13 protein-coding genes are annotated in these 13,272 nt (G+C 75.0%); all 13 read right to left on the minus strand.

Annotated elements, in window-relative coordinates:
- Positions 1–422 (minus strand): DegV family protein (locus IDM29_RS09955; protein ID WP_188037475.1); only part of this gene is annotated, 422 nt, incomplete at its 3' end.
- A 1-nt stretch (position 423) separates the two neighbouring features.
- A complete protein-coding gene (leuS, locus tag IDM29_RS09960) occupies positions 424–3,339 on the minus strand; it encodes a leucine--tRNA ligase (protein ID WP_182111507.1) in 2,916 nt (971 codons plus the stop codon).
- A gap of 101 nt (positions 3,340–3,440) precedes the next feature.
- Positions 3,441–4,577: an acyl-CoA desaturase gene (locus IDM29_RS09965; RefSeq protein WP_182111508.1), complete on the minus strand. Its 1,137-nt coding sequence runs from the start codon at positions 4,575–4,577 to the stop codon at positions 3,441–3,443.
- A gap of 142 nt (positions 4,578–4,719) precedes the next feature.
- Positions 4,720–5,364, minus strand: a complete 645-nt coding sequence (locus IDM29_RS09970) for a metal-dependent transcriptional regulator (protein WP_182111509.1) — start codon at positions 5,362–5,364, stop codon at positions 4,720–4,722.
- Complete coding sequence (locus tag IDM29_RS09975; protein WP_182114207.1) at positions 5,361–6,191, minus strand: metal ABC transporter permease; 831 nt, start codon at positions 6,189–6,191, stop codon at positions 5,361–5,363. The genes IDM29_RS09970 and IDM29_RS09975 overlap by 4 nt, the downstream gene beginning before the upstream one ends.
- A gap of 44 nt (positions 6,192–6,235) precedes the next feature.
- Positions 6,236–6,973, minus strand: a complete 738-nt coding sequence (locus IDM29_RS09980; protein ID WP_182111510.1) for a metal ABC transporter ATP-binding protein — start codon at positions 6,971–6,973, stop codon at positions 6,236–6,238.
- A complete protein-coding gene (locus tag IDM29_RS09985) occupies positions 6,970–7,899 on the minus strand; it encodes a metal ABC transporter solute-binding protein, Zn/Mn family (protein WP_182111511.1) in 930 nt (309 codons plus the stop codon). The genes IDM29_RS09980 and IDM29_RS09985 overlap by 4 nt, the downstream gene beginning before the upstream one ends.
- Before the next feature lie 24 nt (positions 7,900–7,923).
- The gene (locus IDM29_RS17690) at positions 7,924–8,655 is read right to left on the minus strand and encodes a YceI family protein (RefSeq protein ID WP_182111512.1); all 732 of its coding nucleotides are present in this window, start codon (positions 8,653–8,655) and stop codon (positions 7,924–7,926) included.
- Positions 8,648–9,286: a copper resistance protein CopC gene (locus tag IDM29_RS09995; protein WP_182111513.1), complete on the minus strand. Its 639-nt coding sequence runs from the start codon at positions 9,284–9,286 to the stop codon at positions 8,648–8,650. Before IDM29_RS09995 ends, IDM29_RS17690 begins: the two co-directional genes overlap by 8 nt.
- An 85-nt stretch (positions 9,287–9,371) precedes the next feature.
- Positions 9,372–11,399, minus strand: coding sequence for a metallophosphoesterase (locus IDM29_RS17335; protein ID WP_255491559.1), 2,028 nt, complete (start codon positions 11,397–11,399; stop codon positions 9,372–9,374).
- Between the two features lie 51 nt (positions 11,400–11,450).
- The gene (locus tag IDM29_RS10005) at positions 11,451–12,236 is read right to left on the minus strand and encodes an LLM class F420-dependent oxidoreductase (RefSeq protein ID WP_182111514.1); all 786 of its coding nucleotides are present in this window, start codon (positions 12,234–12,236) and stop codon (positions 11,451–11,453) included.
- 84 nt (positions 12,237–12,320) lie between these two features.
- Positions 12,321–12,512 (minus strand): hypothetical protein, encoded by a 192-nt coding sequence (locus tag IDM29_RS10010; protein WP_182111515.1) that lies wholly within the window; start codon positions 12,510–12,512, stop codon positions 12,321–12,323.
- Between the two features lie 143 nt (positions 12,513–12,655).
- The coding region (locus tag IDM29_RS10015; protein ID WP_188037476.1) for an LUD domain-containing protein at positions 12,656–13,272 on the minus strand (617 nt) is incomplete at its 5' end.

A 13,272-nucleotide genomic window follows, 5' to 3' on the forward strand; every position in this document is an offset into this window, starting at 1 on the left:
GCGGCGGCCGCCGCAGCCAGCACGGCCAGGCCGAGGCCCATGCCCACGGTGCGCGAGTCCACGACCCGCACGGGCACGGCGGCCTCGCCCGCCGCGAGGCCCGCGGCGCCGACCGTCCCGGACAGGTCACCGGACAGGTGGACCGAGACGATCTCGCGGGCGCCGCGGGCGACGGCACGCTGGTAGGCGCGCGCGAACGCCTCGGCACCCGGCTGCGACGTCGTGACCCGGGCGCCGGACCGGAGCGCGTCGAGCAGCCCGGCGGGGCTCAGGTCGACGTTCTCGCGGTGCGCGACGCCGTCGATGACGACGTGCAGCGGCACGACCGCGACGTCGACGACGTCGAGCACCTCGGGCGGCAGCGACGCGGTCGAGTCGGTGACGACCGCGACGCCGCCACGCGCGCCCGGCGCGGCGGGCACCTCAGGCGGGCACGACGTTGACGAGCTTGGGCGCCCGCACGATGACCGTCCGCACGTCGCGGCCGGCCAGCGCGCGCTGGACGCCCGCGGTCGCCAGCGCCAGCTCGCGCAGCTCGTCGTCGCCGATCGACGGCGGCACCTCGAGCCGGTCACGGACCTTGCCCTGCACCTGCACCACGCAGGTCACGGTCTCCTCGACGAGCCAGCGCGGCTCGGCGACGGGGTACGCCTCGCGCGCCAGGCTCTGCGGGTGGCCGAGCCGCGACCACAGCTCCTCGCAGATGTGCGGGGCGAGCGGCGCGAGCATGAGCACGAGGCTCTCGGCGGCCACGCGGGGCACCGTCGTCAGCCCGGTGAGGTGGTTGTTGAGCACGATCAGCTTGGCGATCGCGGTGTTGAACCGCATGGCCGCCATCTCCGTGCGCACGTCCTCGATCGTGCGGTGGAGCACGCGCAGCGTCTCCTCGCCCGGGGCGTCGTCCGTGACCAGCAGCTCGCCGGTCGTCTCGTCGACGACGTTGCGCCACAGCCGCTGCAGGAACCGCTGCGAGCCGACGACCGCGCGCGTCTCCCAGGGGCGCGACAGGTCCAGCGGGCCCATCGACATCTCGTAGAGCCGGAACGTGTCGGCCCCGTACGCGTCGTAGATCTCGTCGGGGGTCACGGTGTTCTTCAGCGACTTGCCGATCTTCCCGTACTCGCGGAAGACCTCCTGCCCCTGCCACGTGTACCCGCTCGGCACCGACGCGTCCTCGACGACCTCGTCCGCCGACACGTACGCCCCCCGCGCGTCGGTGTAGGCGTACGCCTGGATGTAGCCCTGGTTGAACAGCGTCCGGAACGGCTCGACGCTCGAGACGTGCCCGAGGTCGTGCAGCACCTTGTGCCAGAAGCGCGCGTAGAGCAGGTGGAGCACGGCGTGCTCGACGCCGCCCACGTACAGGTCGACGCCCCCGGACTCCCCCGCGTCGGCGTTGTGGCCCGGGCCCATCCAGTAGCGCTCCAGCGCGGGGTCGACGACGACGTCGCGCCGGCCCGCGTCGAGGTAGTTGAGGTAGTACCAGCACGAGCCCGCCCAGTTGGGCATGGTGTTGGTGTCGCGCCGGTACGTGCGCGGGCCGTCGCCGAGGTCCAGGGTCACGTTGACCCACTCCTCGTTGCGGCCGAGCGGCGGCTCCGGCATGGAGGTGATGTCGTCCGGCTCGAAGGTCCGCGGCGAGTAGTCGGGCACCTCGGGCAGGTCGACGGGCAGCAGCTCGTCGGGCAGCGCGATCGGCAGGTCGTTCTCGTCGTAGACGATCGGGAACGGCTCGCCCCAGTAGCGCTGGCGGCTGAACAGCCAGTCCCGCAGGCGGTAGGTGACGGTCCCGGTCCCGACCCCGCGCCGCTCGAGCCACTCGATCATCGTGCGCTTGGCCTCGTCCACGGGCAGGCCGTCGAGCGTGACCTCCGCGTTCGCGGAGTTGATCGCGGGACCGTCGCCCGTGTACGCGCCGCCCTCCCAGCCGTCCGGCGGCGCGACGGTGCGCACGATCGGCAGCTCGAACCGCTCCGCGAACTGCCAGTCGCGCTCGTCCTGGGCCGGCACGGCCATGATCGCGCCGGTGCCGTAGCCCATGAGGACGTAGTCGGCCGTGAAGACCGGGATCGAGGCGCCGGTCGCCGGGTTGACGGCGAGGTGACCCGTGAACACGCCCGTCTTGTGGCCGGCGTCGGCCTGCCGCTCGACGGCGGTCTTGGCGGCCGCCTCCGCGCGGTAGGCCGCCACGGCCGCCGTCGGCTCCGCGTGGCCGCCGGTCCAGGCGTCGCGCGTGCCGTCGGGCCAGGCTGCGGGCACCTCGTCGAGCAGCGGGTGCTCGGGCGAGACCACCATGAACGTGGCCCCGAAGAGCGTGTCCGGACGGGTCGTGAAGACCTCGACCTGCCGCCCGCCCACGACGTCGAACGTGACCTGCGCGCCCTCGGAGCGACCGATCCAGTGGCGCTGCATGGAGCGCACCTTCTCGGGCCAGTCGATGAGGTCCAGGTCCGCCGCCAGGCGGTCGGCGTACGCCGTGATCCTCATGTTCCACTGGCGCAGGTTGCGCTTGACGACGGGGAAGTTGCCGCGCTCCGAGCGCCCGTCGATGACCTCCTCGTTCGCCAGGACGGTGCCCAGCCCGGGGCACCAGTTCACCGGCGTCTCGGACACGTAGGCCAGGCGCTGCGCGTCCACGACGCGCCGGCGCTCCACCTCGTCCAGCTCGGCCCAGGTGCGGCCGCCGGCCAGGTCCGCCGGCACCGCGCGCTCCCCGCTCTCGTACGCCGCGACCAGCTCGGCCACGGGCCGCGCCCGGCCCGTGCCGCCGTCGGGGCGCACCGCGGCGTCGTCGTACCAGGAGTTGAAGATCTGCAGGAAGATCCACTGCGTCCAGCGGACGTACTCCGAGTCCGTGGTCGCGAACGTCCGGCGCTCGTCGTGGCCGAGCCCCAGGCGGCGCAGCTGCCGGCGCATGGTGACGATGTTCTCGTCGGTCGTCTTGCGCGGGTGCTGCCCGGTCTGGACCGCGTACTGCTCGGCGGGCAGGCCGAACGCGTCGTAGCCGAGCGCGTGCAGGACGTTCTCGCCGCACATCCGCCGGTAGCGGCCCACGACGTCGGTCGCGATGTAGCCCAGGGGGTGGCCGACGTGCAGCCCGGCCCCCGAGGGGTACGGGAACATGTCCATGATGAAGAACGAGGGCGAGTCCGGGTCCGCGTGACGGCCCTGCGCGTCGGTGAGCGGGCCGCTCGGGTTGGCGGCCCAGAACGTGCCCTCCTCCTCCCACCGGTCCTGCCAGCGCAGCTCGATCTCGGCGGCGAGCGCGGCCGTGTAACGCAGGGGCGCCTCGGGCGGCGTCGGGGCGGAGGCAGCGGGAGCGGGCTCAGGGTTGTGCACCCGCTCAGGTTACCGTCGGCGCACCACTCGGCCCGCGCATATACGCGGGCCCACGCACCCTCCCCTGCGCGGCCGCAGGAAAGGGCGCGTGGGCCGGTCGGTCAGCGGGCGGAGCGGTACTCGAGCGTCAGCGGGCACTGGAACGGGTCGCGCGCGGCCAGGCCGACCTTGTTGAGGTAGGCCACGACGATGGCGTACGAGCGCCACACGCTCGTCTCGGTGTAGTGGATGCCCCGCGACGCGCAGAACTCGCGGACGATCGGCTGCACCTGGCGCAGGTGCGGGCGCGCCATGTTGGGGAACAGGTGGTGCTCGATCTGGTAGTTCAGCCCGCCCATCATGAGGTCGGTGAACCGGCCGCCGCGGACGTTGCGGCTCATGAGCACCTGGCGGCGGAGGAAGTCGATGCGCGCGTCCGGCGGGACGATCGGCATGCCCTTGTGGTTGGGCGCGAACACGGCGCCCATGTAGAGGCCGAACAGCCCGAGCTGCACGCCGAGGAAGGCGAACGCCAGGCCGACCGGCATGGCCCAGAACACCAGCGCGAGGTAGCCCACGAGGCGGATGAGGACGAAGGCGATCTCGATCGGGCGGCGCTTGACCTCGCTCCGGCCGAAGATCGTCTTGATCCCGGAGATGTGCAGGTTCAGGCCCTCGAGCAGCAGGAGCGGGAAGAACAGCCAGCCCTGGCGCTGCGTGAACCACCCCACGAGACCCGAGCGGGGCGCCGGGAGGTCCTCGGTGTGGAACACGAGGGCGCCGGTGGCGATGTCGGGGTCGGCGCCGACCTGGTTCGGCTTGGCGTGGTGGCGGCTGTGCTTGTGCTGCCACCAGCCGTAGCTCATGCCGGCGTAGAGGTTGGCGATGACCAGGCTCGCCCAGTCGTTCCACCGGCCGGACTTGAAGATCTGGCGGTGCGCGGCGTCGTGCCCGAGGAACATCACCTGGCCGAGCACGAGCGCGAGGAGCGCCGCGAGCCCGAGCTGCCACCACGAGTCCCCGAGGAGCACGATGCCGGCCCCGATGCCGACGAGCAGCACGGTGAGCACGGTGAAGCGCGTCCAGTAGTAGCCGTAGCGGCGCCGCATGAGCCCCGCCTCCTGGACGGTGCGGGTCAGGGCCGTGAACTCGCTGACCTGGCGCTCACGCGGGCTCTCGGCCAGCGAGCGGTCGGCGCGGCCGACGGGCGTCTGGGTGGTGGACTCGGCGCCGGTGGGAGGGACGACGTCTGCGCTCATGCATACTTCCCGGTCTGCTGGGGGACAGCGCGGGCCCGGGGGCACCGCACCTAGATCGGTCCGAACCTACGGCACCGTAACCTCCGCCGCCAGGGGTGCGGCCCGACTCCCCGGCGTGTCGCGCCCGAACAGACCGACGGGCTCACGCGAGCGGTCGGACGCGCACCGCCGCAGCGGCGGCGGGCGAGAGCCCTCCCGGTGCCACCAGGACCGCGTCGAGCCGCACGCCGCGCCGCTCGCACTCGCGCAGCACCTGCGGGTCCTCGTCGTCGACGCGCACCACGCGGCCGCGGCGTCCCGGCGCCAGCGTCGCCAGCACGACGGCGTCCGGGCGCTCCACGGTGCCGTCCGCCTGCGGGATCGGGTCGCCGTGGGGATCGCGGCGCGGCCGACCGAGCAGCGCGTCGAGCCGCTCGACGAACACGTCGGAGACCGCGTGCTCGAGCACCTCCGCCTCGTCGTGCACCTCGTCCCACCCGTAGCCGAGCTGCTCCACGAGCCAGGTCTCGATCAGCCGGTGGCGCCGGACGACCCGCAGCGCGATCGCGCGGCCCGCGGCGGTGAGGCGGACCTGCCCGTAGCGCTCGTGCTCGACCCAGCCGCGGGCGACCAGCCGCCCGAGGGTCTCCGAGACCGACGGCGCGCCGACCCCGAGCCGGCGTGCGAGGTGCGAGGTCGTCACCGGCTCGTCCGACCACTCCTGGAGGTTCCAGACGACCTTGAGGTAGTCCTCGGCGACGGCCGTCAGGCCGACCTGCCGCGCCCCGCGCCGCCCCGCCCCGCTCACGCGCCGACCGCCGTGCCCTCGGCGCCCTCGGCGACATCGACGCGGGTCGCTCGCCGCGCGCGGAGCCGCGACGCGGCCCAGGCGAGCCCGAACGCGATGCCCTGGCAGACCACCACGAGGCCCGCCGAGGCGGCGTCGAGCACGTAGCTCGCCCAGATGCCCACGACGGCGCACGCGGCGGCGATCGCGGGCGCGACCACGAGCATCCGGTCGATGCGGTCGACCAGCAGGGACGCCGTCGCGCCGGGGGTGATGAGCATGGCGACCGCGAGCACGACGCCGACCGCCTGGAGCGCGACGACGACGGTGAGGGCGAGCAGCCCCAGCAGCAGCATCCCCGTGCGGCGCACGGACATCCCGACGACGTGCGCCTGGACGCGGTCGAACGCGTACAGGGTGAAGTCCCGCCGCAGCGCCACGATGACCGCGAGCGCGACGGCCGCGATGACGAGCACCTGGGCGATGTCGGCGTCGGAGACGCCCAGCACGTTGCCGAACAGGATGTGGGACAGGTCCACCTGGCTCGGGGTCGTCGAGACCAGGACGACGCCGACGGCGAACGTCGTGGTGAAGACGACGCCGATCGCCGCGTCCTCCTTGACCCGTGTCGACTCCCGCACCGCCCCGATGAGCGCGACCGCCCCGACACCGAAGACGAACGCCCCCACGGCGAAGGGCGCGCCCACGAGGTAGGACAGGACGACGCCGGGCAGCACGGCGTGGGACACCGCGTCCCCCATGAGCGACCACCCGATGAGCACGAGCCAGCAGCTGAGCATCGCGCACACCACCGACGCGACGAGGGTCACGAGCAGCGCGCGCTGCATGAACCCGAACTGCCACGGCTCGACGAGGAGCTCCCAGAACCCGGTCACGGCACCTCCGTCGGCGCGTCGAGGCCGAACGCCCGCGCGAGGTTCGCCGGGGTGACGACGTCGGCGGTCGGCCCCGCCGCCAGGACGCGCCGCTGCAGCAGCACGGCCGTCGCGCACAGGTCGGGCAGCGTGCGCAGGTCGTGGGTCGAGACGACCACCGTGGCGCCCTCGGCCACGAGCTCGTGGAGGACCGCCGTCACGGTGGCGACCGACACCACGTCGAGCCCGGTGAAGGGCTCGTCGAGGAGCAGGACGCGCGCCTCCTGCGCGAGCGCGCGGGCGAGCAGCACGCGCTGGCGCTGGCCGCCCGAGAGCCGCCCGATCTGGCGCCCGGCGAGGTCGGCGAGCCCGACGCGGTCCAGCGCGGCGTCGACCGCGGCGCGGTCGGCCGGGCGGACCCGGCGGCGGCGCCCCATCCGGTGGTGGCGGCCCATGAGCACGACGTCGGCGACCACGACCGGGAAGTCCTTGTCGACGTCGTCGGCCTGGGGCACGTACCCGACCAGCCCGTCGCGCCGCGCCTCGTCCGGGGTGCGGCCCAGGACCTCCACCCGCCCGGTGCGGGGCCGCACGAGCCCCGCGCACGCCTTGAGGAGCGTCGACTTGCCCGAGCCGTTCATCCCGACCAGGCCGCACGCCACGCCGGGGGCGACGTCGACCGCGACGTCCTCGAGCGCGACGACGTCGCGGTACCGCACCGTCAGGTCCCGCACGCGCAGGGCCGGGCCGCTCACCGGTCGCCCTCCCCCGCCGGGGCCCCCGTCAGCCCGGCGACCACGACGTCCACGTCGTGGCGCAGGAGGTCGAGGTACGTGGGCACGGGGCCGTCGGGGCCCGACAGCGAGTCGACGTAGAGGGTGCCGCCGAAGCGCGCACCCGTCTCGCGGGCGACCTGCTCCTGCGCCGTCGAGGAGACGGTGGACTCGCAGAACACCGCGGGCACCTCGGCGTCGCGGACGCGACGGACGACGTCGGCGACCTGGCGCGGCGTGCCCTGCCGCTCGGCGTTGACCGGCCAGAGGTACGCCTCGTCGAGGCCGGCGTCGCGGGCGAGGTAGGAGAAGGCGCCCTCGCACGTGACCAGGAGCCGCTGGTCGGGCGGGAGCGCCGCGAGCCGGACGGTGAGCTCGTCGTGCAGCTCGAGCAGCTCGGCGGCGTAGGCCTGCGCCCGCGCGTCGAACGCGGCGGCGTCGGCCGGGGCCAGGTCGCCCAGGGCGTCGGCGATCGCGACGGCGTAGTCGGCGCCGGTGCGCGGGGACATCCACGCGTGCGGGTTGGCGTGGTCGCTCCCGGCGATCGGCAGGGGGTCGACCGCCTCGGTGAGCACGACCGTCGGCAGGTCGAGCGGCGCGACGAGGTCCTCGAGCCAGACCTCGAGCCCGAGGCCGTTGGCGAGGAGCAGGTCCGCCCCGGCGGCACGGCGCAGGTCGTCCGGGCTGGGCTCGTACCCGTGGATCTCCGTGCCGACGCCCGTGAGGGACTCCACGCGCGCGTCCGGACCGGCGACGACGCCCGCCATGTCGGCGAGGACGGTGAAGGTCGCGAGGACCACCGGACGGTCGTCCCCGGCGGTTCCGCTCGCCTCGGCCGGAGGCGCGCAGCCGGCGAGGACCGCGGCGAGGCACGCGCCGAGCGCCGCGGCACCCCCAAAGTTCGGCATGCCGAACTTTAGGTCGCGCGGGCGTCAGCGCACCAGCACCAGGAGGATCTCCACGGCGCCCGCAGGCTCCACGGTGACGAACCCGAGGTCGGGCGCCTCGAGCCCGAAGTCCTCGAGCGTGACGGGGACCTGCCCCGCCACCTCGATCCCGGCCTCGGTGCGCTGGACCTGGAACGACGCCACCACCGGCCGGCTGACGCCGTGGAAGCTCAGCGTGCCGTCCACCGCGACGGCGACCGGCTCCGTCGTCGCGCCGATGGCCGAGACGTCGACCGGCGCCGTCAGCGTGAAGGTCGCCTCGGGGTAGGCCGTGGTGTCGAGCGCGCGCCGGAAGTACGCGTCGCGCGCCGACTCGTCCGTGACGATCGTGGCGGTGCTCACGACGACGTCGACGGCCGTCAGGGCGCCGTCGGTCACCTCGGCCGACCCGGTGACGTCCTCGGTGCGTCCCACGACCGTCACCGGCTCACCCGTGAGGACCTCCGCCAACCGGTAGCCCACGGCGGAGCCCTCGCCGATGCGCCAGGCGCCGTCGACGTCGACCGGCCCGGCCAGCACCTGGGCCTGCGCGGTGGGCGCCGCGGTGGGCGTGCTCAGCGTGAGCGGCGCCCGCGCGTCGGGGGCGAGGAACCGCGCGTAGACCCACGGTCCGCCGACCACCAGCGCGACGGCCAGCACGACGACGGCGAGCGTGACGACGAGCCGGCGCCGCAGGTGCTCCGGCGAGAGCTCCGGCGCGGCGGGCCCCTCACTCACGGTTCCCCCTGCGGCGGAGCACCAGCGGGACCACGATCCCGGCCGCGGCGAGCGCCACGCCGCCGATCCAGGCGGCGGGGGGCAGACCCCACGCGGGCTGCTCGGGGTCCGCCTCGGAGGCGTCGGTGACGGCGCTCGCGCTCGGCACAGGCGTCGCCTCCGCGGCCGTTGTCTCCTGCGGCGCCGTCGTCTCCTGCGGCGCCGTCGTCTCCTGCGGCGACGGGGCGGCGGTCGGCTGCTCGGCCACCTGGAACGCGAAGGTGCCCTCGAGCACGTGCCCGTCCGAGGACGGCGAGCGCCACGCCACGGCGTAGGCGCCGCCCGGCAGGCCGGGCCGCAGGGCCTGCGTCACGGTCGTCCCCGCGACGACTGCCTCGCCCTCGGACCACTGCGCGCCGTCGGGACCCGTCACGCTCACGGCCGCCCCGAGGGGCAGCTGGTCGGCGGAGAAGGTCAGGACGACCTGCGCGGGGGGCGCCTCGACGGTCGCGTCGGCCGCCGGATCGGTCCCGACCAGCCGGTCGTGGGCCGCGGCCGGCGCGACGCCGAGCGCTCCCTGGACGAGCAGCGCGGCGAGGAGGGCGACCACGGCGCCCGCTCCCCGACCTCGGACGACCAGCTCCTGACGCACGACGCTCCTCCTGGTGCTCGCCCCGCCGGACGTCGGCAGCGGCGGCCTTACCGTACGCCGGACGGACCCGCGACCCGACACCGCGTCACCCGTCGGCGCCGTCCGCGGCGTCCTCGACGCGGCCCTCGCCCGGCGCCCCGGTCGGGTCCCCGGTCTGGTCCCCGGTCTGGTCGGCCTGGTCCTCGGCCTGGTCCTCGGGCTGTTCCGCCAGGTCCGCCGCCTGGTCTGCCGTCCCGGGCGAGGGCCAGGGCGAGGCGAGACCGACCCGGGCCACGCCGTCGGGTGCGACCTCGATCACTCGGTAGTCGAGCACGGTGCGTGACGTCGGGTCCCACCGCAGCACGGTGAGCTCGGCCACCCCGCGGAGCGGCCCGACGGTCGCCTGGCCCAGGGTCGCGCCCGCGGAGCTGCCGCTGACGTACCGCACCCCCAGGCCGACGGCCTCCGGGCCGATGCGCCGGTGCTTGTGCCCCGAGACCTGCGCCGGGACGCACCCCTCCTCGAGCGCCGCGTTGCCCACGTTCGGGTTGTGGACGAGCAGGAGGTCGACGCCGTCGCGCTCCGCGCACGCGACGTCGGCCAGGCGCCGCGCCGCCTGCCGCACCGTCTCCTCGCCGGCGAGGCTGGTGCCGGCGCCGATGCGCGTCGCGTTGGGGTCGCTGTCCCCGAGCACGCGCAGCCCGGCCACCTCGACCACCTCGCCGTCGAGCACGCGCGCACCCGCGTGACGCTCCTGCGAGGAGGTGGTCTCGCTGTCGTGGTTGCCGTCGGCGACGAGCATGGGGACGCCCTCGGGCATCGCGCCGACGAACGCGTCGACGCAGTACTCCTCGACCGACGTCCCGTTCACCGTGGTGTCCCCGCCGTTGAGCACGACCTCGGCGCCGGAGAGCTCCGCGGCCGTGCGGATCACGCGCGCCATGCCGACGTTGCAGTGCAGGTCGCTGACGAAGAGCAGCACCACCGGCTCGGGCGCGTCGTCCTCGTCCGAGCCGTCGGCCGTGACACCGGGAGCGGCGTCCTCCGCTGCCTGCCCCGACCCGTCACCGTCCGACACCGGGTCACCGGGGTCACCGGGGTCACCGGGGTCACCCGAGCCGGCGCTGCCGTCCTGGGCCTGACCGTCCTCGGCCTGACCGTCCCCGCCCTCGCCGTCCGTGCCGTCGCCGACCGTGCCGTCGCCGTCCGCGCCCTCGGGAACCTCGCCGCTCCCCTCCCCCTGCGCCTGCTCGTCCGCCGCGCTCGGGTCCTGCTCGTCGCCGGCGACGAGCAGGGTCTCGCGGGCCACCTCGAGCTCGCGGTCGGACTCCGCCCGCTCCTCCCAGGCGGCCCGCAGGGACTCGGCGGCGCCGTCGTAGAACTCCTCGTTCGCGCGCCAGGCGTCCACGGCCATACCGCCGTAGGTGTCGACGAGACCCGCGAGCCGGCCCGTGATCCGGGCGCCGGCCAGCGGGGTGCCGTCGAAGACCGCCGACGCCGTCGCGTCCTGCCCGTCCCGCAGCGCCGCGTCGCTGCTCGCCGACACGGTGCCGACCACGAGCACGACGACCGCGGTGCCGCCGGCGACCAGCCCCGCGTAGGGACGGGCGGTGTCCAGGAGCTCGGCACGGCGCGCGGCCCCGAGCCCGGCGCGCACGAGCCACGCCCCGACGGCCACGGTGACCATCGCGAAGGCGGTGCGCCGCGCGGCGTCCAGCAGCAGGCGCTCGACCGCCGACTGGACGGCCGCCTGCGGGGCGCTGAAGAACTGCACGTACCCCCGCAGGTCCCCGCCGAGGACCTCGAGCGTCTCGGCCGGTTCGAGTGCCGTCAGCTCGGCCGGGATCTCCTGGACCACGACCCGGGCGCCGAGCCCGAGCGGGAGCGGCGAGTCGATGACCAGCGTCCCGAGGGGCCCGAGATCGACCGTCACCTCGCTGTCCACCGTGACCTCGTACCGGGCGAGGTGCGGGCCGAGCGTGGCCTCGGCGGATGCGGTGGCGACGCCCCACGCGGCGCACGGGAGGAGCAGCGCCAGGACGAGGGCGAGCGTCCGAAGCACGCGCACGGCCGGGTGCGCGCGCCGCCGCCCGGCACCGCCGGGCGAGGGGGTGGGGTCCTCGTCCGCTGTCATCTCCTCCTCAGTATCCCGCGCGCGCATGTTCGCCCACAGCGAACAGCCGGCTCACCCGGCGTTGCGCTCGTCGCGCCAGGAGATCCACTCGCGCAGGCGTCCCAGGTCGTAGTCCGGCCCGCTGACGTCCACGGTGAAGAGCGAGACCCCGAGATCGACCAGCTGGTCAGCCTGCTCCCCCGGCACGCCCTCGGTGCCCAGCCCGACGGAACGCTCGATCTCGGTCGGGTCGCGGCCGACGTCGGCGCAGTGCCGGTCGAGGACGGCCGACTTGTGCGCGAAGACCTCCGGGTCCGCGAACGAGTGCCAGATCGTGGCGTGCTCCGCGACGACCCGCAGGGTCTTGCGCTCACCGCCGCCGCCGATGAGGACCGGGATGTCGCGCGTCGGGGCGGGGTTCAGGGCGGCCCAGCGCGACCGGATGCGCTCCATGCCCGTGGCGAGCTCGGCGATCCGGGAGCCGGCGGTGCCGAACTCGTAGCCGTACTCGGTGTAGTCGCGCTCGAACCATCCCGCTCCGATGCCCAGGATCAGCCGGCCGTCGCTGATGTGGTCCACGGTGCGCGCCATGTCCGCCAGCAGGTCGGCGTTGCGGTAGCCCTGGCACGTCACCAGCGCGCCGATCTCGATGCGCTCGGTGGCCTCCGCCCAGGCGGCGAGCATGGTCCAGCACTCGAAGTGCTTGCCGTCGGGGTCGCCGTAGAGCGGGAAGAAGTGGTCCCAGTTGAAGGCGATGTCGACCCCCGCCTCCTCGGCCTGCGCGACGGCGCGCCGGATGGCGGCGTAGTCGGCGTGCTGCGGCTGGATCTGGACACCGATGCGGAGCGGGCGCGTCATGGGCCCGACCCTAGGGCCGCCCGACGACACCCCGCGAACCCGGCCGCACGCCCGGTCCGGCGTCGACGGAGAGGACCACCAGGGCTAGGTCGCGGTCCTCGCGCGGGCCCGGCGCTCCCGGAACCACGTCACGGCGGCGACGGCGCCGACGATGAGGACCGTGGGGACCAGCCACCGCGTCCACGGGCCGCGGTCGAGGACGACGGTCATGAACCCCGCGATGACCAGGCAGCTGAGGAGCACCTGTCCCGCCGCGCGAACGATCCTCGTGCCCATGCCGCCCCCTGTCGGTGCGCCCCTCCACCTGGGAGCGAGCCTAGGGGCGAGCGTCGGCGCGGCGCGAGCGCCTGCGCAGCCGACGTCGGACGACGACGGCGAGCGCGGTGGCAGACCGATCACCTGTGCGGGATCGCTCGACGTCAGTCCACGACGACGACCACGCGCAGGTCGCGCGGTCCGTGGACGCCCTCCACCCGGACCAGCTCGATGTCGCTCGTCGCGCTCGGCCCGCTGATCCAGGTCTGCGGGCGCTCGGGGTGCTCCCCGAGGAGGGCGACCGCCTCGGGCACCGACGCGACGACCTGGTCCGCGCGGACGACGCAGACGTGCCGGTCCGGCACCAGGCTCAGCACGCGGCGGCCCTGGTCGGGGCCGCCGTCGAGCACGATCGTGCCCGTGTCGGCCACCGCGACCCGGCAGGCCGTGAGGACCGCCCCGGTCCCGTCGAGGCGACGGGCGGTCAGCAGGTCGCCCGGCGCGTCGACGAGCACCGTGAGCCCGCTCGCCCGGACCGCGTCGAGCCACGCCTGCGGCAGCCCGGGTGGGACTGCGACGGCGCCGGCGTCCGCGAGCTGCGCCGCCACGGTGGCCGCGACCTCGCTCGCCCGGCAGCGGATCACGGCCGCCCGGTAGTCGAGCAGCCGGTCCGCCAGCAGGGCCAACGCACCCTCGGAGCCGGGCGCGACGTCGGTCGCCGCCCGGTAGCCCCGGACGACGTCGGCGGGCGCAGGGCCCGGCGCACCCGGGGCGCGGCCGA

Source organism: Actinotalea sp. JY-7885 (assembly GCF_014525465.1).
GTDB lineage: Bacteria > Actinomycetota > Actinomycetes > Actinomycetales > Cellulomonadaceae > Actinotalea.